The organism is Parvibaculum sp., assembly GCF_049651025.1.
Taxonomy (GTDB): domain Bacteria; phylum Pseudomonadota; class Alphaproteobacteria; order Parvibaculales; family Parvibaculaceae; genus Parvibaculum.
Window position 1 is genome coordinate 119,025 of sequence record NZ_JBASBH010000106.1, and the last position, 25,735, is coordinate 144,759.

Consider the following 25,735-nt stretch of genomic DNA (forward strand, 5'->3'; position numbering starts at 1 on the left):
GCGCGTCCGGACTGGCCGAATGCGTGGAGAGGGATCAGCGTCCTGCGTCGTGTGGGGAACCAGCCACACGCCCCGGGAGGTCCAACATGTGGGCCGGACAATATGATCCGGTAGCCTCGCCGCCGATAAAAGCGGCGATGTGCTGGTGTGGGTTGGAAGGGCCAAAAATCGCTGTGCGCGGAGCGTCGGAAGGGACGCAAACCCGCATTACAAAATCAAAGCGGCGTCGCCGCCGCTCCGCGCATCCTTCTTTTGAAGGGGCTCGATGATTTGAAGGACAAATCTCCGAAGGCGCTGCCTTGCGGAGTTGTTTGTGTTTCGTCATCAAGGCCCTCGCCCTCGGGGGGGCATCTGCGCGAGAGATTTTTGCGAAGCGAACCCCCCTCCCGATCAGCTTCGCTGATCCGCCTCCTCCTAAAGGGGGGAGGGGAAAAGGTAGGAGCATCTAGCGCGGGCAGCCGCCGGGCAGGCCGAATTCCGCCGCCGCCTTGCGGTCCAGCGGCAGGAGTTCCGCGTCGGACAGTCCGCGCGCTTTCAGCGTCACATTGACCAGCACGTCCTGAAAGGCTTCGTCCATCAGCCCGGCGCGCATGATGATGCAGCGGGCGCGGCGGTTTTCGGGGTTCATGTTGCGCAGCGTTGCGCGCGTGTCGGCGCGGGCGGCGTCGACCTTCGTATCGCGCATCCATTGCAGGCGTTCGCGCATATGCGGCAGGCGCGTTTGCGCGTCTTCGGGGCTCAGGCCGCTATGGATCGCGTCGATGGTTTCGAGCATCAGGGTTTGCACACCGGCGAGCGCCGCCATTGTTTCGCGGTAGTGGGTTTCCGCGATGGGGGCGGCGAGCGCGGGGGAGGCGAGGGAGGCCATCAGGGCCACGCATAAAGTCGTTGCGAGGCGAGAGGGAAGATGGGTCCCCCGATCAAGCCTGGGGATGACGGAGCAAAAAAGAGAGGGCATCTGCATCATGCGCTCAACTGCCGGTTCATGGCGGCGCTGTCGCGGGCGCCCCAGCGGCGGCGGATTTTTCCGTCTTTCATTTCGAACCATTCCATTGCCAGGAGTTCATAGCTCTTGCCTGTCGGCGCTGTGCCGCGAAAGGCTGCGCGGAAGGTTCCGCGTTCGATGTAGCGCGCGGCGACGCGCTCGCCTTCCGCCACCAGATCCTCGATCGTCAGTTCGATGCCATAGGCCGCGTGCAGATCGCGCCAGACCGGCATTGCCATCTCGTCGATATTGCCCCAGCCGAGCACGCCCTGAATTTCAGCATCTGCGGTGAAGAGGGCGCGCAGGCGCGTGAAGTCCCCGGCGTTGAAGGCTGCCACATACTGCGTCACGAGTTGCTTGTTGGCACTATCGCTCATTCCGCCTCTCCGTCTCCCGTTCGTGTCGAAGCGGGTGGCAGTCTAGCCGAGCTTGTATCTACAGGCGGAGCGCAAAATGAGAAGCCGGGCGTCAGGTCCTATAGGCATCGAGCAATGCGTGCGGGATGCCAAAGCCGATGTCGAAGACGGTGGCGTCGTCGATCCGGTTTGTCGGGCGCTGCACGATCACGGGTTCGTGCAGCGTGTTGGGATAGGGCTCGCGCGTCGAGAGCGAGATCACGCGGGGCGGCTGGCCTTCGGGCGCTGCAAGCGGCAGCAGCACGAGTTCGAGCCGCGCGGGCATTTCCTCGCCATAGACCAGCGTGAAATGGGTCAGCACGCCGGCATTGTGGCGACCGGCTATGTCGAAGGCGAGGCGCACTTCGCCGCGCAGCGCGGGCGGTGTGAAGTCGATGAGGTTGAGGCCCCTGGGCTCGAAGCCGAGGCGTTTCGTCGCCAGCGTTCCCGCGAGGCGATAACGCACGGTGTTTTCGTCGACCAGTTCGAAGATGACGATCTGGGGCAGAAGCGATTTCATCGTGCCCGGATTGATCGCGTCGGCGCGCGGCACCGGTCCGCCGTTTCTGAGCGCCTGCCAGTGGTCGAGGAACTCCCGGCTCTTGTCGCGTTCAAAAGCTATGTCTGAAGGATCGGTGCAAATCTCGATGTTGACGCGGGCCATGGGCTTACTCGGCTCTACTCAAGGTTTCAAGCATATGAGATGCGCCTTAACGAATTCGTAAGGCCCATGGTCCGCGACATTATTCAGCTATTGGTGAAGGCGGGTTTGCGCTTTTGCAGGAAGGCGGCGATGCCTTCGCGGAAGTCGTTCGTTTGGGCCGCCAGAATCTGGTTGCGATCTTCCATCGCGATGGCGGCTTCGAGGCTTCCCGCATCGACCGACATGTTGAGGCATTCCTTGGTCAGGCGCAGCCCGAGCGGCGATGTCGTCAGCATTTCGTCGATATAGGGGCGCGCGGCTTCCGCCAGCTTGTCGTCGTCGACGACTTCGGACACGAGGCCGACGCGGAGCGCGCGATCGGCGTTGATGAAGCGGCCGGTCATCATCAGTTCGGAGGCGACGGACACGCCGACGAGGCGCGGCAGGAAATAGGAGACGCCGATATCGCAGGCCGAAAGCCCGATGCGGATGAAGGCGGCGTTCATGCGCGCGCTTGTGCCTGCGATGCGGATATCGGAGGCGAGCGCGAAGGCAAAGCCGCCGCCGCATGCGGGGCCGTGAATGAGGCTGATGATCGCCTGCGGGCAGCGGCGCATGCGCATGACGATCTCGCTGATCGCGCGCTGGCTGCGAAGGCCCGCAACGACGCCGCCCGAGCTGTTTTCGCTCGATGTTTCGCGGTGCTTCAGGTCAAGCCCGGCGCAGAAGGCGCGGCCTGCGCCTCTCAGCACGACGATGCGCACGCTCTGGTCGGTATAGAGCTTGCCGAAGTAATCCTGCAGCTCGGCGGTGAGGGTAGGATTGATCGCGTTCAGCATGTCTGGGCGGTTAAGCGTCACCCAATCGACGGGGCCTTCCTTTTCGATGAGGAGGGTTTCGTATTTTGCAGGCGTTGCGTCGGTCATATGCGGTCTCCCTTTACGCATTTTGAATGTCGTTGGGAGAAGCCTAACCCGGCAGAGAGGGCGCGCGCGAGCCTTCGCAAAATTCCGCAGCGTCAGCCTTCGTCGGGCTCCATCTCGGCGAGGATGGCGTCGGGCAAGGCGAGCCATCGCAGGGCGACAACGCCGCCTTGTTCGATGCGCATGACTTCGGCGGTGAAATTTCGGCCCTTCGTCTGCCTGTGCCAGCGCAGCGAGCCGCAAAGGATGTCGCCGATGGCGGTTTCGCCCGCAAAGCCTTCGATGCAGGCGCCGCCTGCCGACCAGTCGCGGGCGCGGTGGTCATAGCCGCCGATCTCGACAAGGAGCAGCGGATCGCTTGAGCGCGCGGCAAGCCTCTGCTCAGGCTCAGCCAGCCTGCCTCGAAGGCGCTCGACGAGGCGCAATATAAGCGACATATGATCTCTCTTGGATCATCAACCCCGAAATCATTGTGGCACGGTCGCGCCCGGCTTGGCTATAAAAGCGGACGACATGAAGCGCCTGAAGGGCCCAAAGAGGACGAAATGACGAAGATTGAAGAGCCCAAGGCAATTCTCATCGAGGTTGGACCGGGCGAACTGGTCGACAAGATCACCATTCTCGCGATCAAGTCCGAGCGTATGCGCGACGAGGGCAAGCTGAAGAATGTGCGCCACGAGCTTGCCGTTCTCGATGCGGCGCGGCGCGCGCATATTCCGGCCAGCGCAGAATTGACGCGGCTCGAAGCGGCGCTGAAGGAAGTTAACGAGGCGCTGTGGGTGATCGAGGACGATATTCGCCAATGCGAGGCGGACAAGGATTTCGGTCCGAAATTCGTCGAGCTGGCGCGTTCCGTCTACAAGCAGAACGACAAGCGCGCGGCCTTGAAGAAGGACATCAACCTTCTCACCGGCTCGTCGATCATTGAAGAGAAGTCGTATACGGAATTTGAGTAGCCGCGACGCGCAGGTGCACTTCGTCGAGCACGCGCTCGACGGGTAGCGAGGAGAGTTGCGCAACCTCGATCGCAGTGAAATTCTCCCGCTCGATGCCGGTGCGCTCGGCGGTCGTATGCGATCCGAAAAGCGCGAGGCCCGGCACGCCCAGATGCGAGGCAAGATGGCTTGGCCCCGTATCGTTGCCGACGACGAAGGCCGCCTGCTTGAAGACGCCCGCAAGCTCGAACCAGTTGAGAAAGCCACGCGGGCCTTTCAGCGTGATGCCGGGAATTTCGGCGGCAAGGTCCAGCTCATCGGGGCCGGGCGCTGTGACGATCTGATAGCCTTCGTCGATGAGGCGTTGTGCGAGTTCGCCGTAATAGGGCCAGCGCTTCTCAGGGTGGCGGGCGGACGAGCCTGGAATGAGCAGGATGAAAGGCCGCGTCACGCCTGCATCGGCGAGCAGCCCGGTCGCGTCATCTGCAAGCCAGGAAATATCCGGCTTGCGTGTGTGACGCACAGTCAGGCCCGCATCTTTCAGCTGGCCCGCCATACGGTCGAGCGAGCGGAGCTTTTTGGGATGTTTCGCCAGATGCGGATGGCTGACGCCGGGTGCGGTGCCCGACCAGTTCGTGTTCTGGAAAAACCAGCGGAAATAGGAAGCCGTGCGCGGTGAGTTTTGCAGATCGTAGACCATGTCGAAGCGCTCGGCCTTCAGCTGCTTTCCGAGCTTCCACATCAGGTCGAGCCGCCAGCGCGGATGGCGCGGGTCGATCATCACCTTGTCGATCCAGGGGCAGCGCTCGAAGATGCGCCGATAGGGCGGCGTCGTCAGCACGACAAGTTCATCCCCGGGATGATTGTCGCGTATATCATGCAAAGCGCCTTCGGACTGGATTGCGTCGCCAAAGGCCCCATGTTTGATGATCAGGATACGGCGCATGGCATGTGAGTTTCGTGTCATGCCCGGCTCGCGCGGGCTCCATCCGAAGCGGCCTCGACAGAATGTCACAGCGGGTTCAGCAGCGCGAGGCCTATTGCGCGCACTTCGCCCCTCCTAGACTATGCGCGACCGTCTGACAACAGGGGCAGTTCGCCCCGCGCCCTCCGCATTGGGCGCAAGAGACCAGGGTACCGATTGAGGCGTCATATATGAGCCAGGCAAATGAAGATGTGGCGAGGCGATTGGGGCTCGTGAGCGGCGGCGGCAGTGCCGGGCTGAAGGCATGGGCGCGGCGGCGTCCCTGGCTTGCGGGTGGCATCGCGCTTGCGGCTGCGCTTTTCCTCGTCTGGCTTCTTTTTCTGCGCGGTGGCGCAGGCGTCGAATATGTGACGGACAAGGTTGCGACGGGCGATCTCAGGGTCACGGTGACGGCAACGGGAACTGTCGAGCCGGTGACGTCGGTCACGGTCGGCAGCGAAATCTCCGGGCGTATCGACAAGGTTCTGGTCGATTTCAACGACCGGGTGAAGAAGGGCCAGATTCTTGCCGAGATTGATACGGCGACGCTCGAAATAACGGTCGCCCGCTCGCGCGCCAATCTCGACGATGCTCGCGCCACGGTCCTGCAATATGAGGCGACGCGGATCGAGGCGGCGGCGGCATGGAAACGCAATCGCAGCCTCGCCGCACAGAACGCCATTTCGCAAAGCGACCTCGAAACGGCGCTGGCAAATCTGAAGCGCGCCGAGGCCAATTATGCGGGCGCGCAGGCGAAGGTGAAATCCGCCGAGGCACAGCTTGCGTCCGATGAAACCGCGCTCTCCAAGGCCGTCATCAAATCGCCCATCGATGGCGTCGTCATCGAGCGCGACATCGAGCCGGGGCAAACGGTTGCAGCAGCCTTCGAGACGCCGACGCTTTTCACGCTTGCAGACGATCTCAGCCATATGGAATTGCAGGTCAAGGTGGACGAGGCCGATGTCGGCGAAGTTCGCGCGGGCCAGTCGGCCACATTCACGGTCGATGCCTATCCGAACCGGCGTTTTCAGGCGAAGATCGAAAAGGTTCGCTACGCCTCGACGACGACGAACAATGTCGTCTCCTATGTCGCGGTTCTCTCCGTCGATAATGGCGATCTGGCGCTTCGCCCCGGCATGACGGCGACGGCGGAAATCGTCACGGCGGAAAAGAAGAATGTGCTTCTGATCCCCAATGGCGCGATACGTTTCACGCCGCCGGACGCCAAGACGCCTCAGTCCAGCGTAACGGAATCCGGCATCGTCGAGAAACATGTCTGGACGCTTGAGGATGGCAAGCCCGTCGCGCTGCGCTTGCAGGCTGGCCTCACGAACGGGCAACAAACGGAAGTGCTTGGCGGTGATCTTGCCGAGAACACGTCCGTTCTGATCGACGTCAAGGCGAAGGGGAAATAGGCGTGGTGCAGCCTGCCGTATCATCCGAGCCTGCCCTCATCGCCTTTCGCGGCGTGTCGAAAATCTATGGGCATGGCGAGAATGAGGTGCGCGCACTCGACGCCATCGACCTCATCATCAATGACGGCGAGTTCGTCGCGATCATGGGGCCGAGCGGGTCGGGCAAGTCGACCTGCATGAATATCGTTGGATGTCTCGATACGCCGAGCGACGGCCATTACCTGTTTCGCGGCGTCGATGTCGGCGCGCTCAATCGCGACCAGCGCGCGCTGCTCAGGCGCAACTATCTCGGCTTCGTCTTTCAGGGTTTCAATCTGCTGAAGCGAACGACCGCGCTTGAGAATGTTGAATTGCCGCTCATCTATCGCGGCATCCCGCGGGCGAAACGGCACGAGCGCGCCAGGGAGGCGCTGGCGGCGGTCGGTCTTTCGGAGCGCGCAAATCACACGGCGTCGGAACTTTCCGGCGGGCAGCAGCAGCGCGTCGCCATTGCGCGCGCCATTGCGAGCGACCCGGCCGTCCTGCTTGCCGACGAACCGACAGGCAATCTCGACTCTCAGCGTTCGCGCGAGATCATGGAGCTTCTGCTCAAGCTCAATCAGGACCACGGCATCACCATCGTCATGGTCACGCATGAGGCGGACATGGCAGCCTATGCAGATCGCGCCGTGCATTTTTTCGATGGCAAGGTCGCGTCCGATATTCGCCAGTCCCGCATTTCGCAAAGGGCAGGTGGCTGAGCCATGTTTCTGGAAACGCTCCTTCTTTCCTTTCGCGAGATCCGGCGCAACATCATGCGGTCTGGCCTCACCATGCTCGGCATCATCATCGGCGTCGCGGCGGTGATCGCCATGGTCACGCTGGGCGGCGGCGCGCAGCAGAAAGTGTCGAGCGATATTTCCGGCCTTGGAAAAAACCTTCTGATGGTCATGCCGGGCGGCCAGCAGCGCGGGCCGAGCACGGGCGGGGCGCTGTTCAAGGCCGATGATGTTCAGGCGCTGGAGCGCGGCGTCGACGGCCTCGACGCCATCGCGCCGATGTCGACCTCATCCGTCCGTGCGGTCTATAGCAACACGAACTGGACCACGACTGTTTCGGGCGTAACGAACGCCTATTTCAAGGTGCGGCAATGGTCGCTCGCGACGGGACGCATTTTCGACGAGGCGGAAGAACGCTCGGGCCGCACCGTTTGCGTCATCGGCGCGACGGTCCGCAAAAATCTCTTCGGCCAGCAGGACCCCATCGGCGCGCGCCTGCGCATCGGTGCAAGTTCGTGCCAGGTCATCGGCCTGCTTGAAAGCAAGGGTTCATCGACCTTCGGCAGCGATCAGGACGATGTGGTCGTCCTGCCTTTGCTTGCCTATCAGCGGCGCATTTCCGGCAATGACAATATCTCGATCATCTTCCTGTCGGCGCGCAACGGCGCATCGATCGACAAGGTGAAAGCCGCCGCTGAAGGCTTGCTCCGCCAGCGCCGCCATATCGTGCAAGGCAAGACGGATGATTTCCATGTGCAGGATATGCGCGAGATCGCCACGCTCGTCGAAGGCACGACGGCATTGCTGACGGCTTTCCTCGGCGCGGTTGCCGCAATCAGCCTTCTCGTCGGCGGCATCGGCATCATGAATATCATGCTCGTCTCGGTGACGGAGCGCACGCGCGAGATCGGCATACGTCTTGCCATCGGCGCTTATGAGCGCGAGGTGCTGATGCAGTTTCTTGTCGAGGCGGGCTCGCTCTCGCTTGCGGGCGGCGTGATCGGCATTGTGATCGGGCTGGTGATTTCAGCCGTCATTGCGCCGCTGGTCGGCATTCCGTTCGTCTTCAATTTTTCGATCATCGCCATCGCTTTCGTTTTCTCGGCGGCGGTCGGCGTCGTCTTCGGCTATTTCCCGGCGCGCAATGCGGCGCGCCTCGATCCAATAGAGGCGCTGCGCTACGAGTGATCCTGCCGCCTCCAGCCGGGTGACTGGCCGAAGGCGGCAGACCATGTTTATTGCAGCTCGAGTCCCGGCAACTCGCCGCTCGCACGCCACTCTTCCAGCGCCTTGATAAAGGCGATGGAACCGGCACCGTAAGAGCCGTTACGCGCCGCAAGTGCCGAAGGCTTGCCTTCGTTGTTGTAGTAGCCGGGCGTGCATTCCTCGAGGAACCGCTTGTTCAGCACGGAGGATTTGATGATCGTATCGACCCAGGCATCCTCGGCCTCTTGCGAGACTTCGACGACGCGCGCCTGACGGTCGATGCACTGCTTGGCGATATAGGAGAGGTGCTTCGACTGTTCGTTGATCATGTGCGGATAGTTCACGGTGAACCCCGACTGGGCATTGCTGATCAGGAAGCAGTTTGGAAATCCCCGGCTATGCATGCCATGCAATGTTGAGATGCCGTCTTTCCACTTCTCGGTGAGCGAGATGCCATCGCGGCCATAAACCTCGAAGCCCGCACGGCGCGTATAGCTGGTGCCGACTTCAAAACCTGTCGCATAGATCAGGCAATCGATCTCATATTCCTGACCGTTGGCGACGATCGAGTTTTCGGTGATCCGGTCTACGCCTTTGCCCTGCGTGTCGATCAGGTGGACGTTGGGCCGGTTGAAGGTGTCCAGATACTCGTCGTGGAAGCAGGGCCGCTTGCAGAACTGATTGTACCAGGGCTTCAGCGCCTCGGCGACCGCCGGGTCCTCCACTTTGGACTCCACACGCTTGCGGATCGATTCCATCTTCTGGAAGTCAGCAAGCTGAACAATTTCAGCCATGTCGCCCGGTGATTTGCCATCGGCGGCCTTGCGCGACATGACCAGCAGGTTGCCGATGATGTCGGTCCAGCCGTCATTGACGAGATCTTCCTCCTGGAAGCCGCCGGAGACGAGCGTGTTGAAATTGTCCATCCGGTGCTGCTGCCAGCCGGGTTTCAGGCTCGATGCCCATTCGGGATCGGTCTCGCGGTTGTTACGCACGTCTATCGAGGATGGCGTACGCTGGAAGACGAAAAGCTCCTTCGCCCATGCGCCGACGTGCGGCACGCATTGCACGGCGGTTGCGCCGGTGCCGATGATGGCGACGCGCTTGTCTTTCAGGCCGCTAAGGCCGCCATTGCAGTCGCCGCCCGTATAGCCATAGTCCCAGCGGCTCGTGTGGAAGGAGTGGCCCTTGAAGGTTTCCACGCCGGGGATGCCGGGAAGTTTCGGCCGATGCAGCGGGCCGCTGGCCGTGACGACGAAGCGCGCCGTCATGGCGTCGCCGCGATTGGTGTGGACGGTCCATCGTGCCGTGGCGTCGTTCCACCGCAGCTCGGTCGCTTCCGTCTGGAAGAGGGCGTCGCGATAAAGATCGAAATGTTCGCCGATGGCGCGGCAATGGGCAAGGATTTCCGCCGCCTTGGTATATTTCTCCTTCGGCATGTAGCCGACTTCTTCGAGAAGGGGCAGGTAGATATAGGATTCGACATCGCAGGCCGCGCCCGGATAGCGGTTCCAGTACCAGGTGCCGCCGAAGTCGCCGCCCTTCTCGATCATCCGGACGCTTTCGACGCCCGCCTCGCGCAGTCGCGCACCGGCAAGCAGTCCGCCAAAGCCGCCGCCGATCACCACGACGTCGACTTCGTCCGTCAACGGAGCGCGTGCAAAGCCCGGCTCGACATAGGGGTCTTCGAGATAATGGGCGAACTGACCCTTGATCTCGACATATTGCTGGTTGCCGTCCGCGCGCAGGCGCTTGTTGCGCTCGGCGGTATATTTCGCCTTCAGCGCCGCCGGATCGAAGCCGAGATCGGAAGGTCCCGCCCCGTTGGTATTTGTGTTTTCAGCCATAGTGGCCACTCTCCCTGTCGCTTTTTTATGGTCCGCCATCGACGTTTGGTCGTCGCAGCAGATCCTTGTTTTGACGCGCGTGATCGTGCAGTGAGCGAATATCCACGCACTCACGGGGAATGATAAGCTGCAGTTACTAGTTGTCAAAACCCGGAAGGGTGGTGACTCCGGCGCGATTCGAACGCGCGACCCCCAGATTAGGAATCTGGTGCTCTATCCAGCTGAGCTACGGAGCCTTGGACCCTGTTGGGCAATCTCCAGCCGCATCGGCGCTTTCGGCGCGGAGCGGGCAGAAGTCGGGTTGGCCAGCCTCTTGTTGCGCGCACCCTACGTGAGCGCCTCGCGGGCTGCAACGGTCCCAAACTGCGCCAGGGCATTCGTTTCAAAATGGCGGGAGCGGCCCTCGGCAGGCCCGGAAAGATACGGCGGCCTGTGGCTCAGGTCAGGGTTTGCGCCATTTATCCGTCATGGCCCGAGGTTTGCTCTGTGCCGGGCGTGACAGCGGCTCAACCCTATTATTTAGGCCGATCCACATAGCGATCTATTGAAAGACCGGCAACCTATGGCAGGTCGGCCTCAACCTTCTTCTTTACGGACCGCTCTATTTGGGTCAAAAGGAAAGGGGCGCAGCCTCCGGTTGTTATGGGTTGTATCGTGAGAAATATGCACGTTTTGAGTGATATTTTGAGCAACAAGCACCGAATTGACATGCTTTCGTCGATGCATCGACGGGAACGGACCCAATGAACATTCTGATCCTCGGCGAGCAGCCTCTCTTTTGCGAAGGCCTGCGCGGTGTCGTGGCAACGCTTGAAGCGGCGGCGACAATCAAGGTTGTGGCGGGACCTGACGCTCTCATGCGCACCGATCCCGGCGAGGCCGACCTCATCCTCATTGAACTTGTCGGCGCAGGTTCGCCGGAGCGGTCTGAGGTCTTGCGTCGGCTCGCGGCGAGCGCGGCCAAGGTTGCCGTTTTCAGCGATCGCGATTCGCCTGCATTCATCCGCGAAATGATGGAGCTTGGCGTCAAAGGGTTCATCCCCAAAGGGCTCGGCGTCAATCTGGTGCTCAATGCGCTCAGTCTCATCGGAATGGGCGGCCGTTTCGTTCCCGATGCCTTGCTCGTGTCGCGGACTGAAGGGTTTGCGGAAGCGCCTGAAGGTTTTATCAGCGCTGGTGCCGAGAAGCTGACACCGCGCCAGCGTGAGGTTCTCGGCGAAATCGGCAAAGGCCGCTCCAATCAGGAAATCGCGCGCGTGCTTGGCATCTCGGTCGCGACCGTGAAGCTCCACGTCAATGCGATCCTCCAGGCGCTCGGCGTACGCAACCGGACAGAAGCCGCGATCATCGCCTTGCGTTCGCGCGCGCCTGCCGCGACCAGCTGACAGTTCGCGTCTTGGCGCAGCGCGGCGTTGGCGTCGCCATATTTCTGTTTTATTTTGTCCTGTGCACGCCTCAGGCTTTTGCCTGCAAGCTTGCGAAGGGCGAAAGCGTCGTGGTTGCCGCAGTGACGGACGATGCCATTCTCGAACTCACAGACGGCCGAAGTGTGAGGCTTGCAGGCGTCGAGGTGCCGCAATCTGCGGCGGCGCATTTTGGGGGGCTCGCAGGGCAACGCGTCACCCTTCGTTATGGCGATGCGCGGATCGACCGTTACGGGCGCGTTCTTGCCTTCGTCATGTTGCAGGCAGGCGGTTCGTTGCAGGAGCGGCTGATCGAAGACGGCGCGGCGCGCGTCACCCCATCGCGCGACATGCGGCTGTGTGCTGGCAGGCTGCTTGACGCCGAAGCGCGGGCGCGGCGTGCCGGGCGCGGCATCTGGAACGATCCGGCCTATGCCGTTCGGCAAGCGGACGACATTGCGGCCCTCGAACGGCTGGAAGGCAGCTACCAACTTGCCGAGGGTGTCGCCAAAGCCGTGTCGAATGTGCGCGGTCGCATATACATCAACTTCGGCGAAGACTGGCGCGAGGACTTCACGGTGACAGTCGCGCCCGCCGACGCTAAGCTTTTCAAAGGTGAGCCATGGGCGCGCCTTGTCGGTAAAAATCCGGAACTTGCCGGAACGAAAATCAGGGTGCGGGGCTATATCGCTCGTTATTACGGTCCGGGTATCACGGTGACCGTGCCAGAGCAGATCGAGCTTCTGGACCCGGCGATGGCGGATGAGAGGAAGCAGGCGGCGGATGACGGCGGTGACAGGAAGGTCTCCAGGAAGACACGCCGCAAGACGGGTGATGCGCAGCGGTAGATATGCGGCTCTCGCGCTCGCGCTTTTCATGGCGGGTTGCACGACGAACCCCGCCACCGGAAAGTCGCAGCTTGCGACGCTCATGTCGTCCGACGACGAAGCGCAGGCTGGCGCTGCCGCTCATCCCAAAATCGTTGCGGCCTATGGCGGCGTCTATAATGACGAACGTGTCGGGCAATATGTGGCGCATGTGACGTCGCGCATCGCCAAGGGGTCGGACCGGCCGGACATTGCCTATCGGGTTACTGTTCTGAACAGCCCGCTCGTCAATGCCTTCGCTCTGCCCGGCGGATACGTCTATGTGACGCGCGGACTTCTCGCGCTGGTCGATGACGAGGCGGAGCTTGCGGGCGTTCTCGGCCACGAAATCGGCCATGTGATTGCGCGGCACGGTGCGCAACGCCAGACAGCGGCCTTGGGCGCTTCAATGCTTGGCGCCGTGCTTGGTGCGGTCGTCGGCAGTCAGGCGGTGAATCAGGCGATCGGTCTTGGCGGGCAGGGGTTGCTCGCGGGATATTCGCGCGATCAGGAATATGAGGCCGATGCGCTTGGCGTGCGCTATCTCGCAAAGGCCGGTTACGATCCTTACGCGCAAGGCGACTTTCTCGACAAGATGGAAGGTGAACGCAAGCTTCAGGCGCAAGTCATGCGCCAGAAGTACGAAACTTCGGGGGATTGGCTGGCGAGCCATCCGGCAACGCCGGAGCGCGTCGCGGCGGCGCGCGCCAATGCCGCTAATACCGAGATCGTCTCAGGCGCGGGCGAGCGCGATCGCAGCGAATTGTTGCACGCGATTGACGGCATGATTTATGGCGACAGCCCCGAGCAGGGCATTATTCGTGGACGGACGTTTACGCATCCGGTGGAGTGCATTCGTTTTGAGGTGCCGCCGCATTTCACCATTCTTAATGGCGCGGAAGCGGTGCTGGTGCAGGGGCCGGACAAGACGGTGGTGAAGTTCGATAGCGGTGCGAAGTCGCCGAATGTCGATATAGGCACTTATCTTGCCGGCGTCTGGGCGGCTGACGTCAAGCTCACGCCCGTCGAGAGCTTCAGGATCAACGGCATGGCTGCCGCGAGCGCGCTCACCAAAGTGGGTGAATATAATGCGCGGCTCGTGGCGATAGAGGCCGAGCCTTCGAAGGTCTATCGCTTTCTGATGGGAGCGCGGCCTGACGCGGGCACGCGCCATGATGCGGCGCTGCGCGAGCTCTATATGAGTTTCCGGCGCATTTCGCCGGCGGAAGCGGCGGCCGCAAAGCCGTTGCGCATTCGCATCGTCACCGTGAAGCAGGGCGATACGGTCACATCGCTTGGCGAGCGGATGGCCTATCCCGATTTTCGCGTCGAACGCTTCCAGGCCTTGAACGGTCTTGAGCGGAGCGAGCGGTTACAGGTCGGCCTACAACTCAAGCTTGTCGCCGAATAGGCAAATTGAAAAAGGCCCGGCGATGATGCCGGGCCTCTTCCATTTTGTTTCTCTCGGCGGCCGTGTCAGGCTGCCTCGGGCGCTTCCTTGGTCGGCTTTTCACTGCGGCCCGAACCACCCTGAAGCGCTGCTTCGACCTTCTGCACAGCGGCGTCTTCGCCGATGCGCTCTACGACGGCGACTTCGCGCGCCATGCGGTCGAGAGCGGCTTCATAAAGCTGGCGCTCCGAATAAGACTGTTCGGGCTGGCGCTCGGAGCGATAGAGATCGCGGACCACTTCGGCGATGGAGATAAGATCGCCTGAATTGATCTTCGCCTCATATTCCTGCGCGCGGCGGCTCCACATGGTGCGCTTGATCCTCGCGCGGCCACGCAGCGTCTCGATCGCATTGTCGACGACGACGGCTTCCGAGAGCTTCCGCATGCCGACGGCCTGCCACTTATGGGTCGGCACGCGCAGCGTCATCTTCTCCTTGTCGAAGTTGATGACGAACAGTTCCAGCTTGTGCCCGGCGACTTCCTGCTCCTCGACGTCGAGGATCTGGCCAACGCCATGGGCGGGATAGACCACATATTCCTTGGTCTTGAAGACCGACCGGGGAGAGGGCTTTTTCTCTTCCTTGCGCGGTTCGACCTTGGGTTCAGCTTTCGCCTCGACCTTGGGGGCGGGCTTTACCGATGGGGCTTCCGCTTTCTGCGGTTTGGGGGCCTCAGACTTCTTCATATTCGTACTATTTACCTTCAACTCAACTTTAGGCTCGGGCTTAGCGTGATGCTTGGCCTCAGCCTTGGCTTGGGGGGCTTTTATCGGCGCAGCGGCCTTCTTTTCGACCGGCTTCGTCGTCGCCTTTACGTGCTCAAGCTTTGCGGCAGGTTTCGGCTTTGCCTTGGCGACCGGTTTTACCGAGGCCTTGGCGGCGGGTTTTGCCGCCACCTTCGCCGACTTGGCGGGCGCGCTCGCAGCCTTGGGCTTGGCTTTGGCAGTGGTTTTGGTTTTCACAGCCGGTTTCGTCGCTGCTTTAGCGGCTTGCGGTTTGGCTTTATGTCCGGGCGTTCCGGATTTCTGGGGCTTCTTCAATTTGCTCGCCATAGCCTTTCCTATACCCGAGAGATCGGCAAAAGCATTGCCGATCCGGTTCACGTACACGCCACAGACCGAACGTCTCGAAGGCCGTCGAAAAAGCCGTATCCTATCCCCCCGACGTCTTTTGCTGACGCCATCAGGGACTTTGGCCGTCTTCGACCTTTTGCATATTGCTCAAGCTCACACAGCACCGAGAAGTGCCGGCAGGCCTCGTTGTCAGAAAGAGCGAAATCGGCTCCCAATGACGGTACCAAAGGCTTAGAACTAACGATCGGGCCCTTAGTTTGAGCGGCGTTTCTCGTCGGTTCGCGCGTCTGTCTCGCGAAATCTCATTCTTGAGACAGGATATCACAAACTACCCGTAAAGGGAAGCTGCCACGCGCAAAACGCATGTAAGGACAGGGAGATAGGCCGTAATATACCGGGTCCGGACCAAGGTGGACAGCCGTTTAGGCTGCGACGGAATGCCCCGTCAGGCCCTTGAGCAGGTTCAGTCGCCTTCGCCGGGCTCGGCGCTGAAATGCTTCTCGAATTTGTCTTCGACGCCCTGCCAGTCGTCGGCATCGCGAGGCGGTTCACGCTTGATCGTGATATTGGGCCAGCGGACCGCATATTCGGCGTTCAGCTCGAGCCACTGGTCGAGACCCGTTTCGGTGTCCGGCTTGATCGCTTCGGCGGGGCATTCGGGTTCGCAGACGCCGCAGTCGATGCATTCGTCGGGATGGATCACAAGCATGTTCTCGCCCTCGTAGAAGCAGTCCACGGGGCAGACTTCAACGCAATCCATGTATTTGCAGCGAATGCAGGCGTCGGTCACAACGTAAGTCATCGAACTCTCCCAGCCCAGCGGCTCCTAGCCGTGGCAAGCGTACATAAGGGCTCGCGGCATCATGCGCCAGATGGCGGCGTCAACCCGAGCCGGGCCATGACGCGCAAGCGCGCCTGACCGGATTCGCGATCGGGAACGTATATCAGGCCAGCGACGCGCCGCAACAGGTTGGCTTCGTAATCGTCGAGGATGCCGTCCGCATAAACAACTTCCCACATCTTTTCGATGAGGGTGATGCGTTCCTCTTCATCATAGTTCTTCTTGATGGCCTGAGCCCAGCGGAAGAGGTCGAGCGTCTTTGCCTCGTCGCTGACGGCGACGGCGATGAGATCGTCCACTTCGGCAGGTGCGAGGCCGAAATGCGCCGACACGATCCGTGCGATGGTCTGGCGTTCATTGTCGTCGAAGCGGGAATCCGCCGTCGAGGCTGCGCGCACCAGAAGGGCGGCGACCGCGATCTGCAATTCGTCGAAACGCGTCGACGCGGACGGTTCCTCGATGCCGGTCAGGAAGGCTTTGATCTTGTCGAGCATGGGGATTTGCCTACAGCAGCGCGAAGCGAACCGCAACCTTGCTACTCGTCATTGAGCCCATGAAATGCATCGGTTTGGCGGCGCTCTTTCTTGGTGGGGCGTCCGCTGCCGGGATCGCGGGAGGCTGTCGCTTCCGGGTCCGACGCTGTGCGCGGCGCGGGTGGTGCGAGGTCTTCATACAGGGCCTGGGCTTCCGGCGCAGGGCCTCGCCGCGTGCCGGGCGCAAGCACCTTGAGCACGCGGACATGGTGCCCGAGTGGAAATGTCAATACGTCGCCGGGTTTGACGATGCGGCTCGCTTTGGACACGCGCTCGCCGTTAAGGCGAAGCTTGCCCGAGGTGACGAGGCTTGCCGCCAGCGTGCGGCTTTTCAGCAGCCTTGCGAACCAGAGCCAGCGGTCCACTCTCTGCTCAAGGTCCGCCATGACGGTTTACTTGCCGCCGACGCGCTCTTTCAGCACGGCGAGCGCGGCGAAGGGGGAATCGGGATCGATCTCGCGTTCACGGCGCGGCGGAGCTGAAGACCATTCGCGGCGTTCGCCGCCTTTGCGGTCATCCTTGCGTCCGTCTTTACGGCCGTCCTTGTGCCCACCCTTGCGATCGTCGCGGCGACCGTCCTTGCGGCCATCCTGACGCGGCTTGCCGCGATTGGCTTCGTTGCCAGCCTGAACCTCTGCGGGCTTGTCGTCGCGTTTGCCCTGATTGCGGCCGCGCGCATGGCGCTGACGGCGCGAGGGTTCCTCGCTCTTGGTTTCGCCGGTTTCGGTCTTGGCGGCATCGGCGCCTTCGGCCTTGCGGACGTGGCGCTGACGCGGTTCGGGCTTGTGACGACGCTGCGGGCGCCAGATTTCAAGCTCGACGAGTTCTGCTTCCGTGTCGGCGGGCGCTGCGTCAACCGATGGCACCTCAGTGGCTTCCGTTGCCACGTCTTCGCTGGCAGCAACTTCTGCCACCGGAGCCTCGGACGCTGCGGCTTCGGGCGTATCGACGGATAGGGAAATCTCTTCTTCGACCGTTTCGGCAGGCGTTTCCATCGGTTCGGCAGACGCTTCCGCCGCGACGGCGGGCGCATGGCTTTCCGATGAAATCGTCTCAACGATGAATTTCGGCGCTTCGACCGGCTTTTCCTCGATCTTCGGCGGCTTGATCTTTTCAACGCGCGAGCGGTAACCAAGACCCTTCAGCAGATTGGAAAATTCTTCGCCCGAGCAGCCGACAAGCGACATCATGTTCGGCGTGACGATAAAACCGCCATTGTAGCTGCGCGCCGTGATGACGGGGCGGATCAGATCGGCAATGCGTTCCAGCATGTCGAGGCGAACCGCGCGACCGCCACAGACACGGAAGCCGAGTGCATCATAGAAACCCGCCGGTGCAGCAGGATCTGCGGGAACCGAAGTGAGGCCGGCAACGGGCGGCTGCGGCAGACCCTCGAAGGGGTCGGCGACATCCTTGCGCGTCAACGCCCATAGCGTCAGCAGTGCACGGGCGGGCGCGGGCTTCAGAAGGGCGGGCATGAAGATCGAATAGCCGCCGAAACGCACACCATATTTGCGAAGCTGGCCGCGCGACGCCTGATCGAGCGAGCGCACATCTTCAGCAACGGTTTCGCGCCGAAGCGAGCCGAAATTTTCAATGAGGCGGAAGGCGATGCCGCGTGCGAGGCCCGCCACATCTTCCGCGTCGCGCAATGTGACGAGCGGCGCCAAAACAGCGTCAATATGGGCTTTCAGCCATGCATCGAGGCGTGCAACGACGCTTTCGCATGACGGTCCGGAAAGCTCTTCGCCTGCAATCAGATCAATGCGGGGCGACAGCGGGTTGTCGCTCGCCTTCAGCTCGGCAATGGGACTGCCGTCCCAGATGAGCCGTCCGTGATCGGACAATTGAATGTCGGTATCGGCCGCTGCGGCAAGCCGCGCGGCGCGAGCGGCAATCTCGAGCACAATCACAGGCTCGGAGGCGGCGCGCAGCACATTGGCGTGCACCCCCTCGGCCTTCAGATCGGGCACGAACACAAAACCTTGCAGGCGGCCGACATACTCGCCTTCCACCAAAACTTCGCCGTCGCTGTTTACAGCCGCCATCAGATCCTCGTTCTGGCGTAGTCGCTTCATCAAAACACTGGTGCGGCGGTCGATGAACCGCTGCGTCAGACGCTCATGCAAAGCATCAGAGAGCCTATCCTCTATCTCACGCGCGCGCTCCTGCCAATGCGCAGGATTCTGAAGCCAGTCGGCGTGGTTGGAAACATAGGTCCAGGTGCGCACATGGGCAATGCGCATTGACAAGGTATCGATGTCCCCATCTGTGCGGTCGACGCGGGCCAGTTGCGCTTTCAGCCAGGCCTCATCGATCTTTCCCGTACCCTCCGCCAGAAAAAGGTAGAGGCGCGTCAAAAGGCCCGCATGTTCGCTTGCCATTGTCTTGCGGAAGTCCGGGACCTGGGCCACTTCCCATAGTCTTTTGATGGCTGCGGGCCCGCGGGCGAGGCGTGCCACGTCCTCGTTTTGCGCCATGCGCATCAGGGCGTCCAGGTCTTCGCCCGTGCCTGTACGCATCAGGCCGGGCCTGCCCGGCGGCACCTCAAGGCTCTTTATCAGCGCGGCGATGCTCGAAAATTCCGGCTTCGGGTTGCGCCATTGCAACACATGCTCGGAGTCGAATTCGTGATTTTCGACGCGATGGATCATTTCGTCGGCAAGAGACGAGGCGTCGCCGGTGACGCCAAAGGTGCCGTTATTCATGTGGCGACCGGCGCGGCCCGCGATCTGGGCGATCTCCGCGATCTTCAGCGGCCGGTGCTGATAACCATCGAATTTTGAGGTCGAGGCGAAGGCCACATGGTCGACATCCATGTTGAGACCCATGCCGATCGCATCTGTTGCGACAAGGAAATCCACATCGCCCGACTGATAAAGCGCGACCTGCGCGTTGCGCGTGCGGGGGCTGAGTGCGCCCATGACAACGGCGGCACCGCCACGCTGGCGGCGGATAAGTTCCGCAATCGCGTAAACCTGATCGGCGGAAAAGGCGACGATGGCGGAGCGGCGCGGCAGGCGCGTCAACTTTTTGGAACCTGTCCATGTCAGTTCCGAAAATCGCGGGCGGCTGACAAAGATCGTGTCAGGCAGCAGCTTCTGGATGAGGCCGCGCACGGTTTCAGAGCCAAGCATCATGGTTTCGGAGAGGCCGCGCGCGTGCAGCAGCCGGTCTGTGAAGGTGTGGCCGCGCTCGCGGTCGGCAGCGAGCTGGATTTCATCGACGGCGAGGAACTCGACCGGCCTGTCGAGCGGCATGGCTTCGACCGTGCAGATGAAGTAGCGCGCCTTGGCGGGAAGGATTTTCTCTTCGCCGGTGATCAGTGCAACATCGCCCGCACCCTTGATGCGCACCACGCGGTCGTAAATTTCGCGGGCGAGCAGGCGAAGCGGCAGGCCGATCATGCCGCTCGAATGCGCCATCATGCGCTCGATGGCCAGATGCGTCTTGCCGGTATTCGTCGGCCCCAGCACCGCGGTGATGCGGGCCGGGCGGTCGCCGGGTTTGGGACTGGGAGTGCTCATTTTACTGCCCGCACCTTCGGACCAAACCGCCAATCATGCAAGCCTCGTTGGCCGCGTGCGGCAGGGCGGATATGTGCGTTCATATTGGCGGTTTCCCCAGCGGCAAATCATCTATAATTCAAAAATTGATTTTACCTCCGGGGAGGTGCCGGCCTCGGTCGGCAGCAACAGGAATAGCGATGACGCAGAAAAAGCCGGCGAAAAAAGCAGCGGTTCAAAAAAAATCGGCAGTTTTGACATCAGACGCAAAGAAAGAGGGCACTCGCTACTCCGCTCCCGCTCTTGAAAAGGGGCTCGATATTCTCGAGTTCCTCTCGGCCAAGGCGCATGCCTATTCGCTTGCGCAGCTTGCTGATGAGATCGGCCGCACCAAAGGCGAGATCTTTCGCATGCTGGTGGTTCTCGAAATGCGCAACTACGTCGAGCGCAATCGCGAAACTGACATGTATGAGGTGACGGACAAGCTGCTGCGGATTGGCCTACAGCGTCCAAAATATCGCGCAATGACCGAAGTTGCGCGGCCCATCATGGAAAAATTCGCTGCCGATACGCGCTATCCTTGCCACCTTGCCGTCGCGTCAGGCGAGCAGATCGTGGTGATCGGCCGCGTGGATTCCCCCGATCTTGTTGGCGTCACGGTGCGGGTCGGCTATCGCCAGCCGCTTCTGGAGACGGGTTCGGGGCGGTGCATCCTGGCCTTCATGCCTGAAGATCATCGCCGCCATGTTCTTGCCACCGCGCAGAAGCAGGCGAGCAAGGCCGATGTTGATGCGCTGCAATCGGAGATCGAGGATATCCGGAGCAAAGGGCATTTGATCGCCAGCAGCCGGATCATGGACGGCGTGTGGGATATTTCCGCACCCATCATCGGTTCGGGCGGTGAAGAAATTGTCGCGGCGCTCACCGCGCCTTATGTCAGCCTGGTGATCAATCCGATGAGCAAGGCGCATGTCGCCAAGCGGCTGCAGGCGGCTGCGAAGGAAATTTCACGCCTCGTCAGCGCCATCTAGCGAGCCACGTTCCCGATTTCATCCGGGTTCGCTTGTTTTAATGCCTTTTTGAAGGCCACCCGTCCGGAATTCGTATTCCGGACACGGCGGCGCTTTGCTTTCGCCGATTTGCACCGGAGGCGGACGGCATGCGTTGATTATTTACATGTGAAATATAAATGTATATGTAAAACGTGTGAGGGAATGAGGAGGCTGTGTTCGGTGGGGCGGAGGCCGCGTTCGGCCTGGGGCATTTCCACGGGGCAGATCTTCGAATTTCTCGGGCGAGTTGACATGCGCGCGTTGCGCATTGGGCGGGAGGCGCGTCAATGCCGGGTTATGAATCCAATTTGAAGTCACTGAACGCGCGTGCGCTGCCTCAATGGTATGACGAGGCTAAGTTCGGGATCTTCATTCACTGGGGCCTCTTTGCCGTACCGGCATTCGCCTCGCGCCTCGGCAGCATCTCGGACGCCTTCAAAAAGGATTACGACCGCGCCGTCGCCATGACGCCCTATACCGAATGGTATGCGAATGCGATCAAGGTTCCCGGTACGCCGTCAGCCGAGTTTCACAAGCAGAATTACGGCGACCAGCCTTACGAAGCCTTCAAGGAGCCGTTCCTCGAAGGGCTGAAGCAATGGGATGCCGATAGCTGGGCGGAAAGTTTTCGCGATGCTGGCGCGAAATATGTGGTGCTTGTCACGAAACACCATGACGGTTTCTGCCTTTGGCCAAGCGAGGTCGAGAACAGGCATCAGGCAGGTTGGTATACGGAACGCGACATTGTCGGCGAACTGGCTCGCGCCGTGCGTGCGCAGGGCATGCGCTTCGGCGTCTACTACTCCGGTGGTATCGACTGGACGTTCAACCGCGAGCCACTGCGCACCTTTGCCGATTTCATCGGCTCCATGCCGGGCGGCGACTATCCGGCCTATGCGACCGCGCAGACGCGCGAGCTGATCGAGCGCTACGAACCGAGCGTGCTCTGGAACGATATTTCCTGGCCAACCGGTCTCGATGAGTTGCTGGAACTCTTTGCGGATTATTACAACGCTGTTCCCGAAGGTGTGGTCAACGACCGTTGGGTCCATGCAAAATTCAGCACGAAGCTCCTGCGCAGCAAGCTGATGCGGCGTGGTATTGATTTTATCGGCAAGCGCTACATTGCGAAACATCCCGAGGTGGTCGAGGGCGTCATTCCACAAATCGTGCCGCATAGCGATTTTCGTACGCCGGAATATGTGCGCTTCCCATCCGTGCAAGAGAAGAAATGGGAAGCGACGCGCGGCATGAGCTATTCCTTCGGCTTTAACCGGTATGACCGGGAGGAGGATTACACGGCGTTTGAAATTCTGTTGTCTGATTTCATCGACGGCGTGTCGAAGGGTGGTAATCTTCTCCTGAACGTCGGCCCCGATGCCAGTGCTCAAATTCCGCAATCGCAACTCTCTCGCTTGAAAAAATTCGGCGAATGGTTGCGAGCGAACGGCGCCGCCGTTTACGGCACGAAGCCGTGGACGCGTGCCGATGCGGTGACGACGGAGAATGTTCCGGTGCGTTTCACCTGCTCGGGCACGACCGTCAATATCATCGTCATGGGCAGCCCGGTAGGCGATCTTGTTCGCATCAAGGATGTGGCCTTGAGCGGGCAGGCTGTGCTGCTGGCCGATGTCAGTCCGGTCACTCTGCGCCAGGAGGGCGCCGATCTCGTTTTGCAATTCAAGCAGCCGCTCGGTGCGCAGTTTGCACCCGCCATTTCGATCGCCGGTGCGCATGCATCCGTGGCGTCGCCAGCGCGCGACGACGCCCGGCGCTGAACTCCGCTCATCTGACGAAGAGAGGTGCCGAGTGAGCAGCGCCACCTCATGGACTATCAGAAAGCTCAATGGGGAGAAGGTACATGAAGGAATATCGAGAAGCATTGCGACGGCATTGCTGCGCCTCGGCTTTGCTGGGCGGTGCAATGTTGCTGGCATCGAGCTTTGCGCCTGCGATGGCAGTGGAGTGGGATCTGGGCGGTGACGTCATCGTCAAATTTAATTCCACTGCATCGGCAGGCGTCGGCATACGCACGGTTAATCCGGATGCGAATTTTATCGGTACGACCAACGGCGGAAACGAGATTGGCGGGGAGAATTTTGACGACGGCAATCTCAATTACCGTCGCGGCGACGTTTTTTCGGCATCGGTTCGCATGATGCACGAAGTTGATCTGCGCTGGCAGAACTACGGCGCGTTCACGCGCTTCAGCTACTTCTACGATGCAATCAACAATGATGCGAGCAGCACGCGCCGTACACCGTTGTCGCAAAGCGCTCGTCATAGCATCGGACGCGGCATCAGCCTTTATGACGCCTATGTCTTCGGCGACTTCGAAGTCGGCAATTCACCTATCTCGGTGCGTCTCGGCAATCAGGTCATCAACTGGGGCGAAGCGCTTTTCCGCATTGGTGGCATTTCGCAGACCAATGCGCTTGATGTTGGGCGCGTGGTAACGCCGGGCACCAATATTCGCGAGGCCTATCTACCTTCGCCAATGATCTACGCCAATCTCGGCGTGGTCGAGGGCGTCAGCCTTGAAGCCTATTATCAGTTTCAGTGGCGTCGCACGCAGTTGGTGCCGACCGGCTCGTTCTTCAGCACTGACGATCTGACGGGACCGGGCGCGCAAGGCCTGTTCTTTGCCGCAGATCCCGGCGGCTCAGGCTTGACGGCGCAGCAGTTGATCGCGTTCAGTCTCGGCATTCCGAAGCTCAATGATGTCGGCCCGAAGGATCAGGGGCAGTTCGGCCTCGCAGCGCGTTACTATATCGAGCCGCTTTCCGCGGAACTCAGCGCCTTCTATCTGCGCTATCACTCCAAGACGCCTTATATCTCCGGCCAGTCGGTCCTGCTTCCGGCAGCGCCCTGGGTGGCGGCGGGCTATTTCGGCTATTTCCCGGAAAACATTGATCTCTATGGTGCGAGCCTCAGCCTGCCTGTCGGCCCGGTCGCCGTCGGGGCGGAAGTCGCCTATCAGCCTGACTATCCTGTGATGCTGGCGGATGCCGTCATGCCCGCGATCATCTTCGCTCCCACGACCGTTCTCGGCGTCGCGCGCGCCGACCGTTGGAATGCGATCGCGAATGCCGCGGTCACCGTCGGGCCGTCGATGGACTATATCGGTCAAGTGCCGGGCTGGATCGGTGCCGACACTATCGACCTCATCGGTGAAGTCGGTGCCGTCAATTACAGCGGGCGAAAGCCTCTCGGCGTCGACGGCGACATGTTCGCATGGGGCGTCAATCTTGCGACCACCGCGACCTACACAAACGCATTCGGCACCGAAATCACGCTCAAGCCGGGCTTCAGCCTTGTTTATGACGTGAACGGCGTTTCGATGGATCGCGGCAGCGCCGCCTCTTATGTGCAGGGCCATCGCGGCCTGACGGTCGGCGTGACCGGCGTCTATCGCGACACGCTCACAGCGGCCATCAACTACACCAACAACAAGGGCGGTGGGACCTACAGGCGTGACTCGGACCGCGACTACGTCACCCTCACCGCATCCTATTCGTTTTGACCGCTTGCCTGTTCAGAAATTGAACGAGGAGACAATTGAATGTCATATCTGAAAAAGCTTGCTGTCGCATCGGCCGTGCTGAGCGTGTGTCTCGCTCCGATGTCCACAGCTATTGCCGCCACCGTCGATGATCTTGGTAAAAGCCTGACGCCGATCGGTGCGGAACGTGCGGGCAATGCTGCCGGCACCATTCCGGAATGGAAGGGCGGCATAGTGGAGCCGGTCGCCGGTTGGACGCGTGGAAGCGCGCGCGTCGATCCTTACGCAAGCGACGCAAAGCTGTTCACCATCGATGCGTCGAATGTCGATCAATACAAGGGCGAATTGTCAGACGGGCAGATCGCCTTAATAACGAAGTACCCCGGCTACCGGATGGACGTTTATCCGTCGCGTCGGAGCTGTGGTTATTCGCAGCGCATCTATGACCGCACGAAGGCGAATGTCGCCGAAGCCAAGCTCGCCGAAGACGGCACGATCCTGTCTGGCTACGGCGGGTTCTTCTTTCCGCTGCCAAAGACGGGCTGGGAAGCGATGATCAATCATCGCACCGCCTATCAGGGCACCGCGGTTGAACAGACGAGCAGCATGGCGGTTGTTCAGGGCAGCGGGAATTACGTTCTCAATGTTGGCGAAATGCGCATCTACAGCCCGCATTTCGACCCCAAGATCACGTCGTTTGCGGATACGCGCGGCTATATGGGCAAGCTCGTCTACAGCCAGCTTGAGCCTGTATCCGCAGTCGGTAGCGTGTTGCTGACAGTGTCCGCCTTCAACGCGGGCAATGAATCCTGGGTCTATATTCCGGGTCTTCGCCGTGTGAAAAAAGCGCCGCAGGCGGTTTACGACAACCCCGTTCCCGGTCAGGACAATCTGCGCACTTTCGACCAGACTTTCATGTTCAACGGTCAGGGCGACCGTTACGACTGGAAGCTTGTCGGCAAGAAGGAAATGTACGTCGCCTATAACGCCGCGAAGTTCAAGCAGGCGGGCGTCAAGATCAGCGACATCGTTCAGAAGAACTATCCCAACCGCGATCTGACGCGTTACGAGCTGCATCGCGTCTGGGTCGTCGAGGCAACTGTGAAGGCCTCGCAGCGCAACCTCTTTGCCAAGCGAATCTTCTATCTCGATGAAGACACATGGACTGCTGTTGCTGCCGATCTCTATGACGGCAAGGGCGAGTTGTGGCGCGTGGAAGAAAATCATCTCTTCGTTGCGCCGGAACTTCCGGCCTGCGTAACGGCGGCGGATTTCTACTACGACCTCAATGCCAATCGTTACATTGCCGACAATCTCGTCGTTGATCCGAAGAAGGAGAATTACCGGGCTGAAGATGTCGTGACGAACGACATGTTCCAGCCGGATTCGCTTCGCCGGCTCGGCAAACGCTAATCCTCCCGCTGGCTGAACTCAGGCA

General features: G+C 60.9%; 23 protein-coding genes and 1 tRNA gene. 11 read left to right on the forward strand and 13 right to left on the reverse strand.

Going from position 1 to position 25,735, the window contains the following annotated elements:
* Positions 1 to 445 precede the first annotated feature (445 nt).
* The 5 genes from WA943_RS14330 to WA943_RS14350 all read right to left on the reverse strand — a co-directional run bounded on the left by WA943_RS14330 (position 446) and on the right by WA943_RS14350 (position 3,383).
* A complete protein-coding gene (locus WA943_RS14330) occupies positions 446 to 868 on the reverse strand; it encodes a hypothetical protein (RefSeq protein ID WP_424470569.1) in 423 nt (140 codons plus the stop codon).
* A gap of 95 nt (positions 869 to 963) precedes the next feature.
* On the reverse strand, positions 964 to 1,362 hold the full coding sequence (locus WA943_RS14335; RefSeq protein ID WP_424470570.1) for an ester cyclase: 399 nt from the start codon (positions 1,360 to 1,362) through the stop codon (positions 964 to 966).
* Positions 1,363 to 1,453: 91 nt separating this feature from the next.
* Positions 1,454 to 2,044 carry a PAS domain-containing protein gene (locus tag WA943_RS14340; RefSeq protein WP_424470571.1) on the reverse strand — a complete coding sequence of 197 codons (591 nt, stop codon included), beginning with the start codon at positions 2,042 to 2,044 and terminating at the stop codon, positions 1,454 to 1,456.
* 83 nt (positions 2,045 to 2,127) lie between these two features.
* Positions 2,128 to 2,949 (reverse strand): enoyl-CoA hydratase/isomerase family protein, encoded by an 822-nt coding sequence (locus WA943_RS14345; RefSeq protein WP_424470572.1) that lies wholly within the window; start codon positions 2,947 to 2,949, stop codon positions 2,128 to 2,130.
* A 92-nt stretch (positions 2,950 to 3,041) separates the two neighbouring features.
* Positions 3,042 to 3,383, reverse strand: a complete 342-nt coding sequence (locus tag WA943_RS14350; RefSeq protein ID WP_424470573.1) for a hypothetical protein — start codon at positions 3,381 to 3,383, stop codon at positions 3,042 to 3,044.
* A gap of 108 nt (positions 3,384 to 3,491) precedes the next feature.
* Between WA943_RS14350 and WA943_RS14355 the strand changes: the two genes are divergently transcribed.
* Positions 3,492 to 3,902, forward strand: coding sequence for a DUF6165 family protein (locus tag WA943_RS14355; protein ID WP_424470574.1), 411 nt, complete (start codon positions 3,492 to 3,494; stop codon positions 3,900 to 3,902).
* Here the strand turns inward: WA943_RS14355 and WA943_RS14360 are convergent.
* Positions 3,868 to 4,848: a glycosyltransferase family 9 protein gene (locus WA943_RS14360; RefSeq protein ID WP_424470575.1), complete on the reverse strand. Its 981-nt coding sequence runs from the start codon at positions 4,846 to 4,848 to the stop codon at positions 3,868 to 3,870. The two genes, WA943_RS14355 and WA943_RS14360, sit on opposite strands and share 35 nt — an antisense overlap.
* A gap of 188 nt (positions 4,849 to 5,036) precedes the next feature.
* Between WA943_RS14360 and WA943_RS14365 the strand changes: the two genes are divergently transcribed.
* Genes WA943_RS14365 through WA943_RS14375 form a run of 3 tightly spaced genes read left to right on the forward strand, consistent with a single transcriptional unit; the run spans position 5,037 to position 8,206 of the window.
* Positions 5,037 to 6,260 carry an efflux RND transporter periplasmic adaptor subunit gene (locus tag WA943_RS14365; protein WP_424470576.1) on the forward strand — a complete coding sequence of 408 codons (1,224 nt, stop codon included), beginning with the start codon at positions 5,037 to 5,039 and terminating at the stop codon, positions 6,258 to 6,260.
* Between the two features lie 5 nt (positions 6,261 to 6,265).
* On the forward strand, positions 6,266 to 7,000 hold the full coding sequence (locus WA943_RS14370; protein WP_424470577.1) for an ABC transporter ATP-binding protein: 735 nt from the start codon (positions 6,266 to 6,268) through the stop codon (positions 6,998 to 7,000).
* Between the two features lie 3 nt (positions 7,001 to 7,003).
* Positions 7,004 to 8,206, forward strand: a complete 1,203-nt coding sequence (locus WA943_RS14375; RefSeq protein ID WP_424470578.1) for an ABC transporter permease — start codon at positions 7,004 to 7,006, stop codon at positions 8,204 to 8,206.
* A gap of 47 nt (positions 8,207 to 8,253) precedes the next feature.
* Here the strand turns inward: WA943_RS14375 and WA943_RS14380 are convergent, their stop codons facing one another.
* Complete coding sequence (locus tag WA943_RS14380; protein ID WP_424470579.1) at positions 8,254 to 10,071, reverse strand: flavin-containing monooxygenase; 1,818 nt, start codon at positions 10,069 to 10,071, stop codon at positions 8,254 to 8,256.
* A gap of 159 nt (positions 10,072 to 10,230) precedes the next feature.
* Positions 10,231 to 10,307: transfer RNA gene (locus tag WA943_RS14385), tRNA-Arg, on the reverse strand.
* 507 nt (positions 10,308 to 10,814) lie between these two features.
* On the opposite strand from WA943_RS14385, the gene WA943_RS14390 reads away from it, so the two are divergent.
* From WA943_RS14390 to WA943_RS14400, 3 genes are read left to right on the forward strand one after another with little or no spacing between them, the layout of a single operon-like run.
* Positions 10,815 to 11,456, forward strand: a complete 642-nt coding sequence (locus WA943_RS14390) for a DNA-binding response regulator (protein ID WP_424470580.1) — start codon at positions 10,815 to 10,817, stop codon at positions 11,454 to 11,456.
* 11 nt (positions 11,457 to 11,467) lie between these two features.
* Positions 11,468 to 12,322 carry a thermonuclease family protein gene (locus tag WA943_RS14395; RefSeq protein WP_424470581.1) on the forward strand — a complete coding sequence of 285 codons (855 nt, stop codon included), beginning with the start codon at positions 11,468 to 11,470 and terminating at the stop codon, positions 12,320 to 12,322.
* Positions 12,309 to 13,751, forward strand: coding sequence for a M48 family metalloprotease (locus tag WA943_RS14400; protein ID WP_424470582.1), 1,443 nt, complete (start codon positions 12,309 to 12,311; stop codon positions 13,749 to 13,751). Before WA943_RS14395 ends, WA943_RS14400 begins: the two co-directional genes overlap by 14 nt.
* A 65-nt stretch (positions 13,752 to 13,816) precedes the next feature.
* Here the strand turns inward: WA943_RS14400 and WA943_RS14405 are convergent, their stop codons facing one another.
* From WA943_RS14405 to WA943_RS14425, 5 genes are all read right to left on the reverse strand, one after another.
* The gene (locus tag WA943_RS14405) at positions 13,817 to 14,752 is read right to left on the reverse strand and encodes a CarD family transcriptional regulator (protein ID WP_424470583.1); all 936 of its coding nucleotides are present in this window, start codon (positions 14,750 to 14,752) and stop codon (positions 13,817 to 13,819) included.
* Between the two features lie 574 nt (positions 14,753 to 15,326).
* Positions 15,327 to 15,665, reverse strand: coding sequence for a ferredoxin FdxA (gene fdxA / locus WA943_RS14410; RefSeq protein ID WP_424470584.1), 339 nt, complete (start codon positions 15,663 to 15,665; stop codon positions 15,327 to 15,329).
* Positions 15,666 to 15,724: 59 nt separating this feature from the next.
* Positions 15,725 to 16,198 (reverse strand): TerB family tellurite resistance protein, encoded by a 474-nt coding sequence (locus WA943_RS14415; RefSeq protein WP_424470585.1) that lies wholly within the window; start codon positions 16,196 to 16,198, stop codon positions 15,725 to 15,727.
* A gap of 41 nt (positions 16,199 to 16,239) precedes the next feature.
* Positions 16,240 to 16,623 (reverse strand): RNA-binding S4 domain-containing protein, encoded by a 384-nt coding sequence (locus tag WA943_RS14420; RefSeq protein WP_424470586.1) that lies wholly within the window; start codon positions 16,621 to 16,623, stop codon positions 16,240 to 16,242.
* A gap of 6 nt (positions 16,624 to 16,629) precedes the next feature.
* The gene (locus tag WA943_RS14425; RefSeq protein ID WP_424470587.1) at positions 16,630 to 19,764 is read right to left on the reverse strand and encodes a helicase-related protein; all 3,135 of its coding nucleotides are present in this window, start codon (positions 19,762 to 19,764) and stop codon (positions 16,630 to 16,632) included.
* A gap of 179 nt (positions 19,765 to 19,943) precedes the next feature.
* On the opposite strand from WA943_RS14425, the gene WA943_RS14430 reads away from it, so the two are divergent.
* The 4 genes from WA943_RS14430 (at position 19,944) to WA943_RS14445 (ending at position 25,710) form a co-directional block, all read left to right on the forward strand.
* A complete protein-coding gene (locus WA943_RS14430; protein ID WP_424470588.1) occupies positions 19,944 to 20,774 on the forward strand; it encodes an IclR family transcriptional regulator in 831 nt (276 codons plus the stop codon).
* Positions 20,775 to 21,082: 308 nt separating this feature from the next.
* Positions 21,083 to 22,573 (forward strand): alpha-L-fucosidase, encoded by a 1,491-nt coding sequence (locus tag WA943_RS14435; RefSeq protein ID WP_424470589.1) that lies wholly within the window; start codon positions 21,083 to 21,085, stop codon positions 22,571 to 22,573.
* 83 nt (positions 22,574 to 22,656) lie between these two features.
* Complete coding sequence (locus tag WA943_RS14440; RefSeq protein WP_424470590.1) at positions 22,657 to 24,318, forward strand: DUF1302 domain-containing protein; 1,662 nt, start codon at positions 22,657 to 22,659, stop codon at positions 24,316 to 24,318.
* A 39-nt stretch (positions 24,319 to 24,357) separates the two neighbouring features.
* A complete protein-coding gene (locus WA943_RS14445; protein WP_424470591.1) occupies positions 24,358 to 25,710 on the forward strand; it encodes a DUF1329 domain-containing protein in 1,353 nt (450 codons plus the stop codon).
* The last annotated feature ends 25 nt before the right edge of the window (positions 25,711 to 25,735 follow it).